This window comes from Luteococcus struthionis, assembly GCF_048595755.1.
In the GTDB taxonomy this organism is placed as follows: Bacteria; Actinomycetota; Actinomycetes; order Propionibacteriales; family Propionibacteriaceae; genus Luteococcus.
In genome coordinates this window covers 2472577-2491667 of record NZ_CP184360.1, presented here as the reverse complement: position 1 = coordinate 2491667, position 19091 = coordinate 2472577, and the positions used below count along the sequence as shown (strand labels likewise).

The window sequence follows — 19091 nt, the reverse complement described above, 5'->3', positions numbered from 1 at the left end:
GTCGTCGCGAGCTCCGCCAGCAGAGCGAAGGGGTCAGAGCGCACGGGCAGCCTCCTCCAGTGCCCGCGCGGCTGCTGCCGATTCGCGGGAATCACCGAGCACATATGTGTCGATCATCTGGCGGGCCCAGCGCTCGTCACGCACCCGCTCCAGGACGACCAGATCCCCATCAGGATCCGCGAGCACTGGCTGTGTCGCCTCGAAGCGGCCCAGGTCGTCCACCTGCGCAAACCGCATCCACGACTCCCCCGCCACCATGCCCAAGGACGATGCGGCAACCACGCTCGGACCGATCGGTTGAACGACCACCTCGCCGAGGCCGCGGTACCGCGCCCACGTGCCGATCCAGGCCGATGACGCCATTTGCTGCGCGCTCATGCCTCGCAGCGCTCCCCGGAGCCTGGAGCGTTCGGATGCAGCAATGGAATCCGCTGAGCCACCTGACAGCAGGTCAAGGGCGGCCTGCCGGATCCGTGACGACCACTTGCGGCCCCGGCAGGTGGTCCGCAGCCACGCCTGCAAAGCCAGATCATCCGTCGTCGATTGACGGCCAATCACCCGGGCCAGACCAACAGGCCAGCCGACGAAGGGCCCGCGGCCCGCTCCAGCTCGCGACCAACACCGAGCCGCTGTGGTCGCGATGGCCAGCAAACATCCCGCCTGGGGACACCGCAAGATCTGGGCCATGGTCCGCCACGACGGCCACCTGGTCTCGCCATCAACGGTGTTGCGGATCATGGCCGACGAAGGGCTCCTGCTCCACGCTGACTACCAGAAACAGCGCCGCGAACTCGCCAAGCAACGCAAGGCCGCGTCCGCAGCGCCACCCACGAGGCCGAACCAGGTCTGGCAGTTCGACTTCTCCGAATACGAGACCCCTGGTGGTGGGACCTGGCGGGTCGCCGGCGTCGCCGACTATTTCAGCAAGCATGAGTTCGGCTGGCACTGGTCACCGACCGCGAACCAGCACGACGCGATCGCCGGAGTCGAACTTGCTCTAGCGGAGGCCGAAGCGATGCTCGATGGCGTCACGCTCATCGATAACCTCACCGATCCGGAAACTGGCGAGATCGTTCCGATCACGCTGGTCACCGACAACGGAGGGCCGTTCCGGTCGTTCCGCTTCGAGCACTTCATCACCGCACACCCGCAGCTCAGGCATAGTCGGACTCGTGTCCGGACCCCTGGCCAGAACGGGATCCGTGAACGGGCCTTCCAGAGCTTGAAGTATGAGCGGCTCTACCGCGAGCAGATCGACGATGCGCTCGACCTCGCGCGCGAGGCCGATGCCCACCGCGCCGAGTTCAACACCATCCGACCCCACGAGGCCCTGGCCTGGAACCGGCCCTCAGAGGTGCAGCGCGACCTGGCCGACCCCACGATCCCCACCTTTCCCGAGCCCGAAATCCTGCCAACTACTTGACGCGGGACACTCCCAACACGTCCACGACATCGCCGAACGCCTCTTCGAAACGCCCCCACCACCGCAAGAGACTGGGGAAATTATGATTCTTCCGCAGAAGCGAGCGTGGACTTGAACGTCCAAAGCTTATTTACCACAAAATTTATGGGCATTGTGAGGGCAATCTGAATCAGATTGGCCCAATAGAGCGGGTTTCGCAACCCAGAAGACTTGTCAAAAATTCCAGGAGAGAGTCTGAGGGGTGAATTCGGGTGAAGAAGTGCAGTCGAGATAGCCAATCCCACTGCGAGGCTCGCTAGTCCTGTAGCTAAGAATAGAGAGTACTCTCGTAGCCACCCGCGTTGGTGCGCGCGTCGAAATGTCCACGCTCTATTAAGCTGGAAATTCCAAATGTTTGCAACCAGGAAAGCGGCCGTGAGAAATAAGTGGTACCAGCGCACATTGAATCCCCCTAGCAAGGGGATAGCTATATCCTCGGCGTGAATCGCGGCCAACCCGCGAGCCGATTTAGCTGCTATCACCAATGTCAACTGATTGATAAACACCCCAGAGGCTCCCACGACTGCAAAACTCGCGAACTGTCCGCCGTGGCGGCGACGGCGTTGCCAGGGAGTCTCATTGTTCACAGGACGGTAGTCTAGGGCGTCCGATGGCTAAGTTCGGGATCCGGGCTGCTCCGGTCGATGGTCCCCGTTACCTTGCTGGTGACCCCGTAGGGAGGGGTCACGGTCGCCGGGCCCGGCATGACTCAGTGCCCCTGTCATTGATGATCCGGGGGGGTGTTGTCACCGGGCCTGGTGGTGCCAGCCGACCGCTGATAGGGACATGGCCCAGCATTGAGGTCTCTTCGTAACGTGGGTGCCGGCAGCTGACGCATCACCAACCACGACGACCGTCGCTTCGATGCAAGGATGGTGGTCGTCATGAATCAGGACAGCGGCTTCGACATCTGGTGCGGGCTCGACGTTGGCAAACAAGACCACCACGCCTGCGCCCTCGACGCTGCCGGGAAGAAGGTCTTCGACAAGCCCCTGCCGCAAGACCAAGCCAAGCTCGAGGAACTCCTCGACAAGCTCCAGAGCCATGTCGGGTGCTGGTGGTCGTCGACCAGCCGAACACGATCGGCGCGCTACCGATCGCTGTCGCCCGGTCGATGGGCATTACCGTCGCCTACCTGCCCGGCCTGGCGATGCGCCGCGCGGCTGACCTCTACCCGGGCAACGCGAAGACCGACGCCCGCGACGCATACGTCATCGCGGACACCGCGAGGACCATGCCTCACACGCTGCGCCGGGTCGATGCCGGCGAGGAAACCCTGGCCGAACTCAAAGTGTTGGTGGGCTTCGATGAGGACCTCGCCGCCGAGGCGACCCGGTTGTCGAACCGCATCCGAGGCCTGCTCACCCAGATCCATCCCGCGCTGGAACGCGTTGTCGGACCCAGATTGGGCACCAAGCAAGGCCTGGCCGTTGTCGAACAACTCGGCGGCCCCCAGGCCATGGCAGCAGCGTCGAAATCGAAGCTGCTCAGGGTGATCACGAAGGCCTATCCGCGCAATGCGCAGGACTTCGCCGACGCCATCACCCAAGCTCTTACGGAGCAGACCGTCACCGTTGCAGGCACGGCAGCGGCCGAGCAGGTCCTGCCCAAGCTGGCCGCGTCGCTGCGTGCCACCTTGGATCAGCGCGCCGAGCTGGCTGTCCAGGTCGAGAAGGTCGTTGATGCTCACCCTCTTGCCGAGGTCCTGACCTCGATGCCAGGCCTCGGGGTCAGGACCGCAGCACGGATCCTGCTCGACGTCGGCGATGCCTCACAGTTCCCGACCGCCGGGCACTTGGCGGCCTACGCCGGCCTGGCCCCAGTGACTCGCCGTTCCGGCACCAGCATCCGCGGGGAGTTCCCCGCCCGCTCCGGGAACAAGCACCTCAAACGAACCCTGTTCCTGTCCGCCTTCGCCGCGCTCAAGGACCCGACCAGCCGCGCCTACTACGACCGCAAGCGAGCGCAGGGCAAGAAACACAACGCCGCCCTCATCTGCCTGTCCCGCCCACACTGTGATGTCCTGTTCGCGATGATCAAGAACCGGGAGCCCTACCGGGCCCCCGCCCCGACACCCTCACCCATGCCCCTCGTCGCTTGACGAGGAACATAGGGGCACCCCCCCCTGGGCCTCGGAAAGTCATAGCCAAGGGCCAGGGGGGTGTTTCGGTCATCTGTGGGCAAGGGGGCTTATACGAAGTCCCGCACGTAGCACCTGGTGCCCGAGGTGAAGCACTTCGCGTAGACCGAGGTCGAACTCTTGCCGGCAACAGAGTAGGTCACATCCCAGCCACCTGAGATGTCGATCTTTCCGGAGATGCTGGATGAACAACCGTTGAAAATGTCGACCCGCACTGCGCCGAAGTCGAACTCTTGGGACCAGCTGGCACAACTAGGGAGGGCTGCTTGGGCGGTCGTTGTCTGACCCACAAGTGCAGAAGCCGCCAAAATCGGCGTTAGGACCAACACTCGGAACTTTCGCATGGTAATAAACCTCGTATCTAAACATTAAGGAACTTGGCGAAGGTCGCAAGTGAATTTACTCCTTCCCTTCGACGGACGGCAGCGTTCGTTATTGTGCACGCTACACATCTAAAGCCCCCACGAGAAAGGAGTAGGAGTTGAATATTGCCTGAATAATTTCACAGACGATTATTAGTGATGAATCGGAATGCCTTTCGGAGGTTGGCTGTACACTCCCTTGACCTCCTCGCTTCTAGCTGGATCATTTGGACGGGATTGGCGTGCACGAGGGCGATCCGTGAGGAGGTGTCGGCGAAGTTCGGTGACTTCCATGGAGGTGACGTCGAGGGCCGCGGTCCCAGATCTCGAGGTGGGTTCCGCAGTTGGTGCAGTCGTGAGGCCTGCGTGTCCGTTGTCGGGGTGACAGACGTTACGCGTGGGTCCTGGTTGTGCCGCACCGCCCGGCACCCCATGCCGGGCGGTGCGGTGGAGGTTGCCGGGGCACCTGCGCTCCCCCGAGCGGTACAGGTGCCCCGGCTGGTCTGGGGTTGGTCATGTCCCGCGTCAAGCTTTCTGGCAGGCCGGTTGTGAGGGCATGATCGGCGTCGGAGAGCAGGAGGAACTGACCATGGGACGACCACCGGTGTTCAGTCCGGAGACCAAGACCAGGATCGTGCTGAGCGTGCTGGCCGGCGAGGTGTCGGTCGCCGAGGCGGCCCGTAAGGAGAAGGTCTCCGAGCAGTCGATCGGCCGATGGAAGGCCGAGTTCCTCGAAGCAGGCAAGACCGCGCTCGCGGCGGGCAAGTCGGGGCCGTCGACCCGGGAAGCGCATCTCGGGGCGCAGGTCGAGGACCTCACTTTGGCGCTCGGCGAGACAGCGGTCGAGCTGCGTGTCTGGAAGAAGAGTGCGGAGGGCCGGTTGAGCCCTTCGAAGACCTTGAGGTGATCCGGATCGACGAGGGAATTTCGACCTCGAGGTTCTGTGAGCTGCTCGACATTCCCGAACGGACCTGGCGGCGCTGGCAAGCCAGAGCCCGCGCAGGCCAGCCGACGAAGGGCCCGCGGCCCGCTCCAGCTCGCGATCAACACCGAGCCGCTGTGGTCGCGATGGCCAGCAAACATCCCGCCTGGGGACACCGCAAGATCTGGGCCATGGTCCGCCACGACGGCCACCTGGTCTCGCCATCAACGGTGTTGCGGATCATGGCCGACGAAGGGCTCCTGCTGTCGACGGCGGGTGAACCCTGAGCAGGAATCGACGGGCAAAAACTGAGCAGCCCGGAGGAACCTGTCAGGGGTGATCACTTTGGAGGATTGGGCCGAGATCCGTCGGCTGCACCGTGCTGAAGGCCTATCTAAGGCCGCCATCGCCCGCCACCTGGGCATCTCCCGCAACACCGTCTCCGCCGCTCTCAAGTCCGACCGGCCACCCCAGTACCACCGCCCACCCACCGGGTCCTTGGTCGACCCGTTCGAGACACAGATTCGTCAGCTCTTGGCGCAGTACCCGACGATGCCGGCGACGGTGATCGCCGAACGCATCGGTTGGCGCCACTCCATGACGATCCTCAAGGACCGCATCCGCATCCTGCGGCCGTACTTCCAGCCACCGGACTCCGCCGACCGGATCACCTACCAGCCCGGCGAACTCGCCCAGTGCGACCTGTGGTTCCCCGCCACACCGATCCCCGTTGGGCATGGCACCGAACGGATCCTGCCGGTGCTGACCATGACCTGCGGCTACTCCCGCCACACCAGCGCGGTGATGATCTGTTCCCGCAAGGCCGGCGACAGACCGGCATGTGGCACATCCTTACCCAGTGGGGGCGCGTCCCCAAGACACTCGGCCGAGGCCGCCGCGTTCACCGGCACCCTCGGCGTCCGCCTCCACCTCGCCCCGCCCCGCGACCCCGAGTTCAAGGGCCTGGTCGAACGACGCAACGGCTACCTCGAAACGTCCTTCCTGCCCGGCCGGGTCTTCACCAGCCCCGCCGACTTCAACACCCAGGTCACTGACTGGCTCACCACCCACGCCAACCAGCGCCGCATCCGCGCCGTGGGCGCCAGCCCCGCCGAGCGCTGGAACACCGACCGGGCCGCGATGCTCGACCTGCCACCCTTGCCGCCTGTCGTTGGCCTGCACCACCGGGTCCGGCTCGCCCGGGACTACTACATCCGCCTCGACGGCAACGACTACTCCGCAGACCCGCGCGCGATCGGCCGGTTCGTGACCGCGACCACCACCGGCGACCAGGTCCGCATCCTGTGTGACGACGCCCTGGTCGGGCTCCACACCCGCTGCTGGGCCACGGGCCAGACCATCACCGACCCCGCCCACCAGCGCATCGCCCACGACCTGCGCCACGCCTACAACCAGCGCACCCGCCACTCCCCCGGCCACCCGCACCCACGACGACGGACACGCCGTCGCGATCCGCGCCCTGCCCGACTACGACGCCCTGTTCGGCGTCGACTTCCACACCCACCAAGGAGCCTCATGACCACCAAGACCACCGCCCCGGATGCCGAGGCCGACACTGCTGCTGGCTTCGCGGCCGCAGCGTCTGCCAGTCAGGACGGGGAACGCATCGCCTCCCAGCTCGCCTTCCTCACCCGCGTGCTCAAGATGCCCACCATCGCCAAGACCTGGGCCGAGATCGCCGACCAGACCCGCGACCTGGGCTGGTCCCACGAGCAATACCTCGCCGCCGTCCTCGAACGCCAGGCCGCCGACCGGGAAGCCGCCGGCACCATGATGCGGATCCGCACCGCCCACTTCCCCGCCATGAAGACCCTCGAGGACTTCAGCTACGACCACCTCCCATCCCTGCGCCGCGACCTGCTAGCCCACCTCGCCACGAGCACCTACGTGTCGAAGGCCGAGAACGTGGTCCTGCTCGGCCCTCCCGGCATCGGCAAGACCCACCTCGCGATCGGCCTGGGCATCAAGGCCGCGCAGAACGGTCACAGCGTCCTGTTCGACACCGCCAGCGCCTGGATCAGCCGGCTCCAGACCGCCCACCAGGCAGGGCAACTCGACGCCGAGCTCAAGAAGATCAAGCGCTACCGCCTGGTCATCGTCGACGAGGTCGACTACCTGCCCTTCGACGCCGACGCAGCCAACCTGTTCTTCCAACTCGTCGCATCCCGCTACGAACAAGGCTCCATCATCGTCACCAGCAACCTTCCCTTCGGCCGCTGGGGCGAAACCTTCCCCGACGACGTCATCGCCGCCGCCATGATCGACCGCCTCGTCCACCATGCCGAAGTCCTAGCCCTGTCAGGCGAGTCCTATCGCACCCGCGCCCGCCGAGAACTCCTCGCCAAAGACCGGGACAACTAATCCCCACCGAGGGGCGTGACATTCCTAAACTGCCGATGACAGCGCGGTCGGCCACGTCCTGGGGCTCAAGGCCTACCACTTCCTGGGCGGTCCCTGCGGTGAGATCTCGGCACTCGCCAACCATGCGGCCACGCACCCGTCAGACCCCGTGGTCGCCGTGGTGGCCGTGTATGGCCGGACCGGTCAGGTGATCGCGCCGTGCGGCAAGTGTCGCCAGGTTCTCCACGATCTGGATCCTACGATCCAGTGCGTGGTGCGCGGCAGTAATGGCCTCGAAGCCATGACCGTCTCAGAACTGCTCCCCCACGCATATGACTGGCGCTCCGCCGAACAGGCCCAGCGCATCTACATGTGGGAGGGCTACGAACCCTCGATCCGAAGCGGCGCCAAGCGCCAGACCATCCGCATCGACGACCCCTTCCATGAAGGTGCAGCCACAATCGTCTTCGAGAAGGACAGCGGTGATGTTGTCACCATGGCGGCGAAAGTGACCTCCGTCACCGCGGTCCGGCGCTGCGACCTCACCGAGGAGCATGCACGCAACGATGGCTTCAGCTCCCTTGCCGAACTCCAAGACGCTCTCGACACCCACTATCCCGGCCTGGGCGGCGACGACCCCACAGACGTGGTCACCTTTGAACTGCAGTGACCAACAACTACTGACTCTCATGCCGCAGGTCGCTTGCGCGGCCTGGTCAGTTTTCAGGCGTCGATCTCTGCTCAGATTTCGGCCGACGTTGACACATACCGCCACACGATCCGGTGGACGGCGTCGGCGACCTGCGCGTCCGAGACCGTGCGGGCGCTGACCCGACCCCTGGCCCAACAACGGTAGGTCCGTGCGGCGACCTGGCAACCCTGCTCGCGCAGCACCCGACAGATCGACTCGACCGCATGGCCCTCGACACGAAGCATGTCGATGAAACCCAAGATCATCGGTTGCGGGGGTCGAGTTCCCCCACGAAGAAACTCGTGGCCGCCTTCAGGATCGCCACGTCTTCTCGCAGCCGCTTGTTCTCGGCCTTCAGCTTCTTGATCTCCTCCAGCTCAGCGCTGGTCGTTTCCCGGCCGGGCCCCGGAATCGACCTCGGCCTGGTTCACCCACCGCCGCAACGACTCCTGCCGACCCCCGCCTGCCGGGCCACGGCCTCCAGCACCTTCGACTCGGTCGGGTACTCCGAGCGGTGCTCCTGCACCAGCCGCACCGCCCGGGCACGGACCTTCTCATCGATCACTTTCGGCATGACTGCATCCTCTCGAACTCAAACGGATGCGGCATCAAACCCGGGGCGCTTCATCTTGGAACAGCGAGTTTGGCCGCTGCTGATCCTGCCGAAGACCCCGGCCCCTCACCTCACCGGACCTCGACTACCCGCCCCACCTCAGGTCCGAAGAGCCAGATTGGGGCGGGGTCGAATGCTGTCTGGGGGATTACGGGCGGCCTGCTCGAAGACCGTGGCTTGCCGCGGGACAGTCTGACCCTAACCAGCACATCCGACCGGTCCACTGCCACTGACGGGCCCGTCGACGCAGATAGGCCCCGCCGCATACGGCTGCGGGCCGCCATCACGATGATGGCGGCCCTCACCCCGTTCTATAAGCTCCTTTTTGTCATCCAGACCATCAGAATCAGGACCCAGACCACGATCCCCGCTAAGAGGTATAGGCGTAAGGTTTCATCTATCACACCACCTCCATAAAGTCCCATGACTACCGCCAAGGGCGAGGCAATCAAAATGAATGCCAAGCGAGCTTCCCTTTTTGACATCTTCTCTCACTTCGCTACCGGGAACCTAAACTCTTTCTTCGATTAAGCGCACTCGCTTACTAAAGGGGAAGACCTCCCAAAGCCCCAAACACTGCGCCTTGCAGAACTTCACCAGCAATCTCTCTCGAGGAGTAGCCCCGCGCGAGGCCAATGTGCAGCCCTGCCGCAGCCCCAGTTACCATTCCCACTCCCGCGTAGCAGCCAGCAACCGCCGCGCCCGCAGCGAGACAAAACCCCTTGGCTACTTGTCCCGCAGCGAACTGAGTCAAACCATTGGAGAAATCTTCCATATTGGCCAGTCCGCTCGGGTCCAAGTCCCAAGAGCCAGAAATCGCATAGAACAGGCGTTGCGCTGGCGGATTGCGCCAACGCAACGCCCGTTCTATTGAGTGGTTCATCTGAGCGCGTGCGAGATTGTCTGAATCCCCATCATTCTCCCCGTCGACTCTCGATAGTCAGAATTCCAAACGAAATCATCGCTGGAACCAACCCGATGGCGACTACATACAATACTGCCCGTTCACCCCTAGGATCTAGACCTATCCGAGACGCACCTGTTGCGATGAGCCCAGCACTGAGGGCTAGGCCCAACCAGAGGTACCTTCGCACAACTTCGACCCCGATATCGAAGTGGGCTTGCGACGGGTTCTTCACGAGACGAATAGAATGCGCCAAGGGCATGGCGTATAGGAGCAGGCCAAAAAACCACTCGTTGATAGGCGTCATTACCGCGAGGCAAAGACCAAGCGCAAGCCCAAGGAAGGTCAGCGCCCTCATGATGGTGATGTAGGTCTTCATTTAACCTCCGATGCTCCGCATGGCGGAGAACTTCTCGCCTGCACGTACTCCAAGCCCTCCGGCGATGTATCCCACTGCGGCGCCTCCGGCGGCTTGTGCGGATTCACTCAAGGATCCACCCGTCATATCTGTTGCCGCGAAGGTGGCCGCCGTCGTGACTAGGAGACCACCTGCATGGCAGTAGAGCATCACCCCACATGCACCACGGGCGAATCCTCCAGCGAGGCTACCAAAACCAGCGCCCGCCAATGTGGATGTCCATCCGAGACCACTTGGATCGACGTTGTTGATGGGGTTGGCTGCGGCGTAGAGGTAGGGGTTTTGTTCTTGACCGCTGGGGTCGGCGGTGGTGAAGCGTGCGATCGACGGGTCGTACCAGCGCGCTCCCATGCGGATCAGGCCGGTGGAGAAGTCACGGGGCAGTCCGACATACATGAGGATGTTGGCTTTGGCCTCGTCGCTCCAGCGGAAGTAGTCGCGTGGTTGGCCGTAGGGGTCGTAGCGGTAGAAGGCTTCCTTGTCGCCGGCATCGTTGCTCATCGCCAGCACCGAGCCTTGACGGTCCTTGTGGAAGTAGATCATCTTCCCACCCACCTGGTAGCCGAGGGTCTGCCCGGTGGGCAGAGTGAACAGTGAGACTTGTCCTTGGTTGTTGGGACTGGTGTAGGAGTCCATCCCGACCGGGTTGTAGGTGAAGGATTTGAACCGCCCCGGAGTTTCCGGAGACTTGGTTTGGTGGCTCAGGCGGTGAGCCTGGGTCGATGGTAGTGGAGGTCTTCTGCCTGGATCGGGGTGAGGTCGTCCAGGGCCTCGTGGGGACGGATGGTGTTGTAGAAGTCGACCCAGCGCAGGGTTTCGAGCTCGACGTGCTCGACGCTGCGCCACGGTCCTTCGGGGCGGATGAGCTCGGCCTTGAACAACCCGATCGTGGACTCGGCCAGGGCATTGTCGTAGGGGTCGTGGTTCGACCCGACCGACGCATCGACGCCGACCTGGACCAGCCGCTGGGTGAGGGCAAAACTGACGTATTGCGACCCGGCATCGGTGTGGTGGACCAACCCGTCCAGGCGCGTGATGCCGTGCTGCTGGCGTGACCACAAGGCGTGCTCGAACGCGTCGAGGACCAGGTCTGTGGTCATGCGGGTAGCGGCGCGCCAGCCCACGATCCTACGGCTGAACACGTCGATCACGAACGCGACGTAAACCATTCCCGACCATGTCGGGACATAGGAGAAGTCCGCGACCCACAACCGGTTCGGCCGAGCCGCCCAGAACCCCCGATCGACCAGGTCAGCCGGCCGCGGGGCCCCGTCCGAAGGCATGGGCTTGAACCTGCGCCGACGCGTCGCCCCTTGCCAGCCCTCGGCGCGGTAGAACCGCTCGATCGTGCAACGAGCCACATCATGGCCTTGCGAGCGCAGGAAGATCCACATCTTGCGCGCACCGAAGCGGGTCAGGAACCGATTGGCTTCGCGCAGCTGGCGCATCAGGTCGACGAGCTGCTGGTCACGGCGGGCTCTGGCCGAGACCCGACGGGCCCGGGCCTCGTAGTAGGTGCTCGGGGCGATCTGGCAGCCGTGCTCACGCAGGACCTTGCAGATCGGCTCGACCCCGAACCGGCCACGATGGGCGTCGACGAAATCGACTAGTACCTGCCGGGGCGGTCGAGCTCCGCCGCGAAGAAAGCCGAGGCTGCCTTCAAGATCTCGTTCGCGCGGCGCAGCTCGGCGTTCTCCCGCTTCAGCCGTTTCAGCTCGGCCGATTCCTGGCTGGTCACCCCAGGGCGGACGCCCTGGTCGATCTGGGCCTGCCGCAGCCACTTGCGCAGCGTCTCGGGCGAGGTGATCCCCAACTTCGCAGCCACCGACCTGATCGCGGCGAACTCGGTCTCGTGCTCCTCGCGGGACTCCATCACCAGACGAACAGCCCGCTGGCGCAACTCGAGCGGGTACTTCGAAGGACGTGCCATGAGAGTGATCCTTTCAACGAATTCACTCTCCAGACATGCCGGGGCGATTCAAAGTTCATCCCCCAACTCACCGCAGTCCAAGTGGCATGGCCCATGTTCCGCTTCGACGCCCAAGAGAAGATCCTCCTCCTCTGGGCCACCGACACCTACCGCCGACAACTCAATACATAGGGCTGGATGTCGGCTCTGCCAAGCGTGGCGAACCCATCCTCGCCCGCTTTAGCAATATGGAGTCAGCAACAGGACTATGGGGAATTGCCTCGAACACCTGAGCGGCGCAGCCTTTGCACTTCGTGACCAGCCACACACGATTGCAGAATGCAGCGGGCTGCCATCATCAGATGACAGCCCGCTCAAGATTTGAATCACAAAATACTGTGCACTTCCTTAGGGCGCTAGCTATTGCACGTAGACGAGGGTGATTGGGGTAGTTCTTCTACTTATGATCACATCGACTATTATTCCACAGTGGCGCCGACACCCAACCAATTGATGGCACCAGGATCAGGACAAGCAAGAGGATCGCGATCTCCGTTGATGGCTTGGTTGCTCCAGCGATGAATCCCGCGATGAGGCTGATGATTGCAATCGGCAGCAAGGAATGCTTGAATCTTCGGTCTACCTCTGGATTGCACTGTAAACGCTTCAATCGAGCCACCCATTCTCTGTTGCTGCGCGCCCCAATGCATGGCCCACTCCGATCATAGTTCCTGCCGTTGTCCCCATAGCTGTGCCCACCGCACCTACTGCGAGGCAACCGCCGATTCCTCCACTAATTCCTCCTCCTATGCAACCAGCTGTAGCTCCCAATCCTGCCCCTGCCCCTGAGAATGTAGCGATCGTTCCTGCGGCATCTTCAAAGTTGTAGAGACCATCTGGATCGACGTTGTTGATGGGGTTGGCTGCGGCGTAGAGGTAGGGGTTTTGTTCTTGACCGCTGGGGTCGGCGGTGGTGAAGCGTGCGATCGACGGGTCGTACCAGCGCGCTCCCATGCGGATCAGGCCGGTGGAGAAGTCACGGGGCAGTCCGACATACATGAGGATGTTGGCTTTGGCCTCGTCGCTCCAGCGGAAGTAGTCGCGTGGTTGGCCGTAGGGGTCGTAGCGGTAGAAGGCTTCCTTGTCGCCGGCATCGTTGCTCATCGCCAGCACCGAGCCTTGACGGTCCTTGTGGAAGTAGATCATCTTCCCACCCACCTGGTAGCCGAGGGTCTGCCCGGTGGGCAGAGTGAACAGTGAGACTTGTCCTTGGTTGTTGGGACTGGTGTAGGAGTCCATCCCGACCGGGTTGTAGGTGAAGGATTGGTCATGGGCCCAGGTGAGGTTTCGTGTCCCGGTGGGCAACACCTGGGCGTGGGTGAAGTTGAACACCTGGTTGGTGTCGGGCAGTGTCCACTGCGCCACGTCACCGATGCTGCTGGTCTTGACCGCGGTACGGCCGCGCACGCTGCCGGGCAACCAGCCACGCGAGGCGGTCTCGTCACCGTTGGCGTCCCAGCCGAATCCGTCAGTGCTGCCATCGGCCACGGTCAACTGGTCGGCCCGGTTGTGGTCGAAGGTACGCGTCGAGGCCAACGCATTGTCCCTGTTGCCGGCCCCGGCACCGCTGATGGTCTGACGGGTGCGGTTGCCGTTGAGGTCGTAGGCGTAGGTGAACGACGCATTCACCGCCCCGGTGGTGGTCTTCTCCACCGCCGAGGTCAACCGGTTCATCGAGTCGTAGCCATAGGTGGTGGTAGCCCCGGCCGGCACGAAGTCACCCGTGGAATCCACCATGGTCTGCACATTGACCCGATCCGCGCCGCCGACCGAATACCCATAGGACTGGGCCAACAGGGTCTGCGGGCTGGCCCCGCCACGAGCGGAGGTCACACTGGTCATCCTGCCAGAAGCATCCCAGGTGGGGGTGGTGGTCACATTGCCCGGGAAGACCTGCGTCGACAACCGCCCAGTGGTGCTGTTGTACCCGAACTTGACACACCCGCTCGGCAGGTTCGCATTCGCCGATCCCTCCAACGGGCACGCAGTCTGGTTCCATGCCGCCGAGGTGATCTGGTTGGCCTTGTTGTAGGTATAACGCGTGGGTTGAGCACCCACCACGCTCATCACGTCGATGTTGCCGGCACCATCACGACCCACCCACCGGGCCTGTCCCTTGTCATTGGTGACCTTCGACAACCGGTTCTGCGCATCGTAGTCGAAGACCTGGGCATCAATGTTGTGCAGGTTGCCATCGGCATCATGCACCCGCAGCTGCTCGGTTTGTGGCCCCGCTGGCGTCGCACCATAGGTCGCCTTGACGAACCGGTCGGCCGCGTCGTACTCATAACTGTTCGTGGCGCCGCTGCCCTTGGTCACCGAGGTCACTCTCCCCAACGAGTCATAGGTGTAACTGACCACACCCAACGGCGACGGCGGCGTGACCTTGACCAGGTTGCCCTGATCGTCATACAGGTAACGAGTGGTGTTGCCCTTGGCATTGGTCACCGAACACAACTGCCCCGCAAACTTCGAACAATTCGTGGCAATGTCCGTGGAGCCGGGCTTGGCATACGTCTTCTGGACCTTCGCCCCACCGTCCGCCGTCGTGTCCTGCGCGGAGAGTTGGTTGCCTGCCGCGTCGTACAGGTAGCGGGTGGTGTTGCCCGCATCATCGGTGCTGCATTGCTGCAGATCGGTCGCGGTCCCGGAGGTGGTGGTCACCCCACACTCTCCGGCACTGTAGGACGCACCGCTGGAGGCGCCGGTGGGCATCGACACCTTGATGGGGTTGTTGTTGGTGTCGTAGCTGAACTTCGTGATCGCGGTCGCATCGGCTTCCCAGGCCGAGGCGATCATCGAGTTCGACGTCCAACTGCGGTTCTTCGTCACACCCATCGGATCAACCACCGTGGTCACCCGACCAGAACTGTCCAGGCTATGGGTCCACCGATTACCCAACGGATTGCTCACCACAGTCGACCCCGCATTCCACACGAAACGAGTGCTCTGCTGGGTGCCGGCACCACCCAACTGCGTGTACCGACTCACCGAGGCCACCCGCCCCGAGGTGTCATAGGCAACATCGACCACCACAGTGCGAGCCGTCTGGATACGAGACAAACGCCCCGAGGCGTCATAGCCATAGTGGGTCTGCTGCCCCAACGGATCCTTCACCACCGACAACCGACCCGACGCATCATAGGAGTAGGCCATCGTGCGCCCCGCCGAATCAGTGATGCTCACAATCCGATCCGCCGCATCATAGCCATAGGTCGTCACCCGACCAGCCGCATCCGCCGCACTCGCCACCCGCTGACCAGCCTTCGACACCATCGCCTCGTAGAAATAACTCACCCCCACACCATTGCGGTCCGTCACCTTGGTCAAGTTGCCCCCAGCATCAAACCGCATCGTGGTCCGCGACCCATTGGCCACCAGCGTGAACGAACCATCCACATTCTTGGTCAGCTTCGCATTCAACCCCGCCGGCGCCGTCCACGACGTCCCCGACCCGGTAAACACGGCCCGAAAACCCGACTGGCCACGAAACACGATCTGGCTGGCCCCAATCTCCAACCCCACATCATGGCCACCAGCCAAACCCCAACGCTGCCCGAAACCACCCGTGCGCGACGACAACGAATTGTAGAAACGATCATTGCTGATCACCGCACCCGGAGCATTGTTCGCCAAATCCTGCGCCCGCACCACCAAATTACCGTTGCCCAAATTCACCCCCACACTCAACCCATCCCGCACCCCGAACTCCTGCATCCCATAAAACCCCTGAACCCCCAGACCAGGAGCAGCAACACCAGCATCCACCGACGAAACAGCCGCATCCGCCACCCGCGACGACGCAGCAGCCGCCTGCCCCTCCCGGTCCACGATGTAACGCCACCGCTTCGACTTGTCCGGCGCCTTCCCCCTCGGCACCCTGTTCAACTTCGCCTTGCCAGGGGCCCTCCACGTCGACTTCGCCACCGCATCCTTCACCGACCGCGGCACCGGCACCGCAGCCGGCGCAGCAACACCAGCACCCACATCCGAAAACAAATCATCACCATCACTCGGGGCAGCAAACACACGCCCCTGACCCGTCAACCCACACGACAACACCGTCGCGGTCGACAACATCAACCCCACAACCCTACGCGACCTTGGGGGGCGAACAGCAGACATCACAAATCCCTTCACTGGAACAAAAATGACAACCCGCGCAGCCCCCGAAACAACAACCGAGCCTGACCACATCGTCCGCTCCGCCCAGACACCCCACCACCCCCCAAAGGGTATACTCGACCACACCGTGAGCACTTCACAAAGGCTCGCAATCAACCCGTATTCCGCCGGGCTCATAATCCCTGCTACTGGCCAGTCGGGACTGCCCCGGGTTTGGTTGACACTGACATCTCAGGTCCGTGAGGGCCTGGTGAGAGGATGCATGTCATGCCCAAGCCCCATCCCCAGGAGTTCCGTGACGACGTGATCGCGGTGGCCCGCAAGGGCGAGGCGCCGATCGGCCAGATCGCGAAGGACTTCGGGATCAGTGAGTCCTGCCTGCGCAACTGGCTGGCCTAGGCCGACCGTGTCGATGCCCCAGCCGGTTCGGTCGCGAGCCAGTCAGCGGCCGAGCTGCGGGAGGCGAAGAAACGCATCCGGCTGCTGGAACAGGAGAACGAGGTCCTGCGCCGCGCCGCGGCCTACTTGTCTCGTGACATCAACCCACAATGATGTTCCCCTTGGTCACCGACATGGCCCGTGCCGAGGGGACGATCCGGGTGCGGGTGGCGGTCTCGTGCCGGGTGTTGGGATTCTCCCGCCAGGCCTACTACTCCTGGCTCGCCTGCCCCGTCTCCCAACGGGACTGGGACGATGCCCACCTGATCAACGCGGCGATCGACCTGCATCGTGAGGACCCCGGCCTGGGATACCGCCTCATCGCCGATGACCTGCCCGAGGTGGGCATCACTGCTGGCGAGAACCGAGTCCATCGACTCTGCAAGCTGCAGCGGATCCGCTCGTTCCACTCGGTCAAGAACGGTTCGTGGACCAAGTCTGGCCCGCCGGTCCACGATGTTCTGGTGCAGCGCCGGTTCTGCGCCGAGGGCCCCAACCGGTTGTGGTTGACCGACATCACCGAGCATCGCACCAGGGAGGGCCAGCTGTACTTGTGTGCGATCAAGGACGTCTGGTCCAACCGCATCGTGGGCTATTCGATCGACACGCGCATGAAGAAGCGGATCGCGATCAACGCCCTGCGGATGGCCCTCCAACGCCGAGGCCGGGTCGCTGGCTGCATCGTCCACTCGGACCGGGGCAGCCAATTCCGAGCCCACGCATTTCTGGCCGAGTTGACGACCCATGACCTCACAGGATCCATGGGTCGGGTCGCCTCAAGTCCCGACAATGCAGCCATGGAGAGCTTCTTCGCCCTGCTCCAGAAGAACGTCCTCAACCGCCACCCATGGGCCAGTCGAGCCGAGTTGCGGCTGGCCATGATCACCTGGATCGAGAAGTCCTACCACCGCCGCAGACGTCAACGGCGCCTCGGCAAGCTCACCCCAGTAGAGTTCGAAACAGTCCACCAGACGACCACCCAGGCCGCCTGACCTACCCCCTAGAAACTGTCAAGCAAACTGGGGGCAGTCCCACCGCTGCTGGATGCCTTGGGCCCCGACTTCAGCTCTGCGTTGGCTCACTCGCATGGGGCCTTGGCGGCTCTGGCCAAGACACCCGCTGACCAGAACTTGATACTCATGGCCCCTAGCGACCCCAGACGCCCGCGCCCACTCAGACGGGCACAGTCAACTGCACTAGCAATTCTTGGCCATGTTCCCGTCATCAACCAGCCTCTCGCCCGCTGGCTGAGGCGACGGTGTTTCGCAGCGACCGGACTTGCCACACCAATCGGCGCACCGCTGCCCCTCGCTGACGCGGCGGCACGGCTTCGAGACCCAGGGACACCAGTGGCGCTGCGACCGCGAACATGGGCGCTGACTTCACCCAACGACCCGCGCCACAACGAGCAGCTCCTACTCGGTCAGGCCTTGGGGGCAGTCCACCTCGAGGTCCCTGGAGGGCACATGTTCCGCTAACCCACCCTGAGCAGACCGCTGCAGCCATCCATGCTCTGATATCCAACGCTGATTGAGGTAGCGCCGGGCGACAGGCGAGCGTCTCATGCCCCGGATCGCGGTTGACGCCGCGGCTGGCCTCAGGTGTAGTCGACACATGAACGTTGCCAGCCCCCAGGAGTCATCCCTGCTGCTGGTTGTGCCTGAGGCCGAACGTGCCGTCAGAGAGCACCGTGCCGAGTTTGACCTCGCGGCTCGAGTTGGTGTCCCGGCCCACATCACGGTGGCCTACCCTTTCAAACCGGTCGACATCATGGCCGTCAAGGACATCGAACGACTGCGAGAGTTGTTTCGGACAGTCAATCCTTTCTGGGTCGAGCTCCGCACGACAGGTTGGTTCGGCGATGATGTGCTCTTCCTCGCGCCGGATGACTCCACGCCGATCATCGAACTCACTGGGCAGGTCGAAGACGCGTTCCCGGAATACCCCATCTACGGCGGCCAGTTCGAGGGCATCCAGCCGCACCTGACCATCGGTCATGGCTGCGGGGCAGACACTTTGCGACGCATCGAGGGTGCGGTCTTGCCATGGCTCCCCGTCGCTCACCATGCGACGGCCATCCAGTTGTGGTCCGGTCCTGCACTCGCCACTCAACGTCCGGGATGGAAGCTGGTCGAAGAGTTCCCTCTGGGTGGGTAGCGCCCCCACTCTGTTGAGAAGACTGGGTCCGCTGTTGAGGCGCTCCTCATGCCCTCGGGCAACTAGATCGGTGCCGAAAGTGCGCCCTGCCCGTCAGAACTGCAGTTGAGCGCGGACGAGATCGGCCTGCTCGTCGAGGACAGCACGATCGGGTCTCTGGAAGTCACCGCCGAGGACAATTCCATCATCGGGAGTGCGTGGGATGACGTGCAGGTGGGCGTGGAAGACCGTCTGGAGGGCAACCTCGCCGTCGGCAAGGAACAGGTTGATGCCCTCTGTCGGCATCGTCGAGTCCCGGAGCGCTTGGGCCAGCCGCTGAGCGACGGTCATCATCCGCGCAGCGTCGTCTGGATCCAGGTCCACGAGGTGGGGTGCGTGCTGCTTCGGAATCACCAGGAGGTGTCCCGGGGTGATCGGCTCGATGTCCATGAACGCCGTGACTCGATCATCCTCGTAGACGCGGCTCGCTGGCAGGTCACCATCGACAATGGCGCAGAACACACAGTCCATGAACAGACCATACCGACCC

General features: G+C 63.3%; 13 protein-coding genes, 4 pseudogenes and 1 other annotated feature. Of the genes and pseudogenes, 9 read left to right on the top strand and 8 right to left on the bottom strand.

The window, feature by feature from the left end; genetic code table 11:
* Positions 1-33: 33 nt before the first annotated feature.
* The gene (locus ACOAMO_RS11500) at positions 34-378 is read right to left on the bottom strand and encodes a hypothetical protein (protein WP_420174916.1); all 345 of its coding nucleotides are present in this window, start codon (positions 376-378) and stop codon (positions 34-36) included.
* Positions 379-631: 253 nt separating this feature from the next.
* On the opposite strand from ACOAMO_RS11500, the gene ACOAMO_RS11495 reads away from it, so the two are divergent.
* Positions 632-1423 carry a transposase gene (locus tag ACOAMO_RS11495; protein WP_420174915.1) on the top strand — a complete coding sequence of 264 codons (792 nt, stop codon included), beginning with the start codon at positions 632-634 and terminating at the stop codon, positions 1421-1423.
* An 80-nt stretch (positions 1424-1503) separates the two neighbouring features.
* On the opposite strand, the gene ACOAMO_RS11490 is transcribed toward ACOAMO_RS11495, so the two are convergent.
* Positions 1504-1983 (bottom strand): GtrA family protein, encoded by a 480-nt coding sequence (locus ACOAMO_RS11490; protein WP_420177022.1) that lies wholly within the window; start codon positions 1981-1983, stop codon positions 1504-1506.
* 363 nt (positions 1984-2346) lie between these two features.
* On the opposite strand from ACOAMO_RS11490, the pseudogene ACOAMO_RS11485 reads away from it, so the two are divergent.
* From ACOAMO_RS11485 to ACOAMO_RS11460, 6 genes and pseudogenes are all read left to right on the top strand, one after another.
* A pseudogene (locus ACOAMO_RS11485) lies at positions 2347-3563 on the top strand (IS110 family transposase).
* Positions 3564-4520: 957 nt separating this feature from the next.
* Entirely contained in the window at positions 4521-4871 is a 351-nt protein-coding gene (locus ACOAMO_RS11480) for a transposase (protein ID WP_420174914.1), read from the top strand.
* Positions 4868-5173 carry an IS3 family transposase gene (locus ACOAMO_RS11475; protein WP_420174913.1) on the top strand — a complete coding sequence of 102 codons (306 nt, stop codon included), beginning with the start codon at positions 4868-4870 and terminating at the stop codon, positions 5171-5173. Before ACOAMO_RS11480 ends, ACOAMO_RS11475 begins: the two co-directional genes overlap by 4 nt.
* A 49-nt stretch (positions 5174-5222) precedes the next feature.
* Positions 5223-6426 (top strand): annotated as a pseudogene (locus ACOAMO_RS11470) (IS21/IS408/IS1162 family transposase).
* Positions 6423-7268: an IS21-like element helper ATPase IstB gene (istB, locus tag ACOAMO_RS11465; protein WP_420174912.1), complete on the top strand. Its 846-nt coding sequence runs from the start codon at positions 6423-6425 to the stop codon at positions 7266-7268. The pseudogene ACOAMO_RS11470 and the gene istB overlap by 4 nt, the downstream one beginning before the upstream one ends.
* A gap of 148 nt (positions 7269-7416) precedes the next feature.
* Positions 7417-7917, top strand: a complete 501-nt coding sequence (locus ACOAMO_RS11460; protein ID WP_420174911.1) for an ASCH domain-containing protein — start codon at positions 7417-7419, stop codon at positions 7915-7917.
* A gap of 98 nt (positions 7918-8015) precedes the next feature.
* Here ACOAMO_RS11460 and ACOAMO_RS11455 read toward each other — a convergent pair.
* The 5 genes and pseudogenes from ACOAMO_RS11455 to ACOAMO_RS11435 all read right to left on the bottom strand — a co-directional run.
* Positions 8016-8512 (bottom strand): annotated as a pseudogene (locus ACOAMO_RS11455) (transposase); the annotation flags it as partial.
* A gap of 953 nt (positions 8513-9465) precedes the next feature.
* Positions 9466-9834: a hypothetical protein gene (locus tag ACOAMO_RS11450; RefSeq protein WP_420174910.1), complete on the bottom strand. Its 369-nt coding sequence runs from the start codon at positions 9832-9834 to the stop codon at positions 9466-9468.
* Positions 9835-10509 (bottom strand): RHS repeat-associated core domain-containing protein, encoded by a 675-nt coding sequence (locus tag ACOAMO_RS11445; RefSeq protein ID WP_420174909.1) that lies wholly within the window; start codon positions 10507-10509, stop codon positions 9835-9837.
* Between the two features lie 65 nt (positions 10510-10574).
* Positions 10575-11803, bottom strand: a protein-coding gene (locus tag ACOAMO_RS11440; protein WP_420174908.1) for an IS3 family transposase whose coding sequence is annotated in 2 segments (ribosomal slippage) — positions 10575-11521 and positions 11521-11803 — 1230 coding nt in all. Because the reading frame shifts where the segments join, the coding sequence is not laid out codon by codon here.
* Positions 11394-11522 (bottom strand) — a sequence feature (AL1L pseudoknot). It overlaps the preceding gene by 129 nt.
* A 645-nt stretch (positions 11804-12448) precedes the next feature.
* Positions 12449-15922 carry an RHS repeat-associated core domain-containing protein gene (locus ACOAMO_RS11435; protein WP_420174907.1) on the bottom strand — a complete coding sequence of 1158 codons (3474 nt, stop codon included), beginning with the start codon at positions 15920-15922 and terminating at the stop codon, positions 12449-12451.
* 312 nt (positions 15923-16234) lie between these two features.
* Between ACOAMO_RS11435 and ACOAMO_RS11430 the strand changes: the two are divergent.
* Positions 16235-17397, top strand: a pseudogene (locus tag ACOAMO_RS11430) (IS3 family transposase).
* Between the two features lie 622 nt (positions 17398-18019).
* Positions 18020-18562, top strand: coding sequence for a 2'-5' RNA ligase family protein (locus ACOAMO_RS11425; protein WP_420174906.1), 543 nt, complete (start codon positions 18020-18022; stop codon positions 18560-18562).
* A 93-nt stretch (positions 18563-18655) separates the two neighbouring features.
* Here the strand turns inward: ACOAMO_RS11425 and ACOAMO_RS11420 are convergent, their stop codons facing one another.
* Positions 18656-19072, bottom strand: coding sequence for an HIT family protein (locus ACOAMO_RS11420; RefSeq protein WP_420174905.1), 417 nt, complete (start codon positions 19070-19072; stop codon positions 18656-18658).
* Positions 19073-19091: the final 19 nt, after the last annotated feature.

What these genes read in the sequence shown, in the direction of transcription:
- ACOAMO_RS11500 (WP_420174916.1), bottom strand. Translation starts at nt 378, where the DNA reads ATGAGCGCGCAGCAAATGGCGTCATCGGCCTGGATCGGCACGTGGGCG.
- ACOAMO_RS11480 (WP_420174914.1), top strand. Translation starts at nt 4,521, where the DNA reads ATGATCGGCGTCGGAGAGCAGGAGGAACTGACCATGGGACGACCACCG.
- istB (WP_420174912.1), top strand. Translation starts at nt 6,423, where the DNA reads ATGACCACCAAGACCACCGCCCCGGATGCCGAGGCCGACACTGCTGCT.
- ACOAMO_RS11450 (WP_420174910.1), bottom strand. Translation starts at nt 9,834, where the DNA reads ATGAAGACCTACATCACCATCATGAGGGCGCTGACCTTCCTTGGGCTT.
- ACOAMO_RS11445 (WP_420174909.1), bottom strand. Translation starts at nt 10,509, where the DNA reads ATGGACTCCTACACCAGTCCCAACAACCAAGGACAAGTCTCACTGTTC.
- ACOAMO_RS11435 (WP_420174907.1), bottom strand. Translation starts at nt 15,922, where the DNA reads ATGTTGTCGACCGCGACGGTGTTGTCGTGTGGGTTGACGGGTCAGGGG.
- ACOAMO_RS11425 (WP_420174906.1), top strand. Translation starts at nt 18,020, where the DNA reads ATGAACGTTGCCAGCCCCCAGGAGTCATCCCTGCTGCTGGTTGTGCCT.
- ACOAMO_RS11420 (WP_420174905.1), bottom strand. Translation starts at nt 19,072, where the DNA reads ATGGACTGTGTGTTCTGCGCCATTGTCGATGGTGACCTGCCAGCGAGC.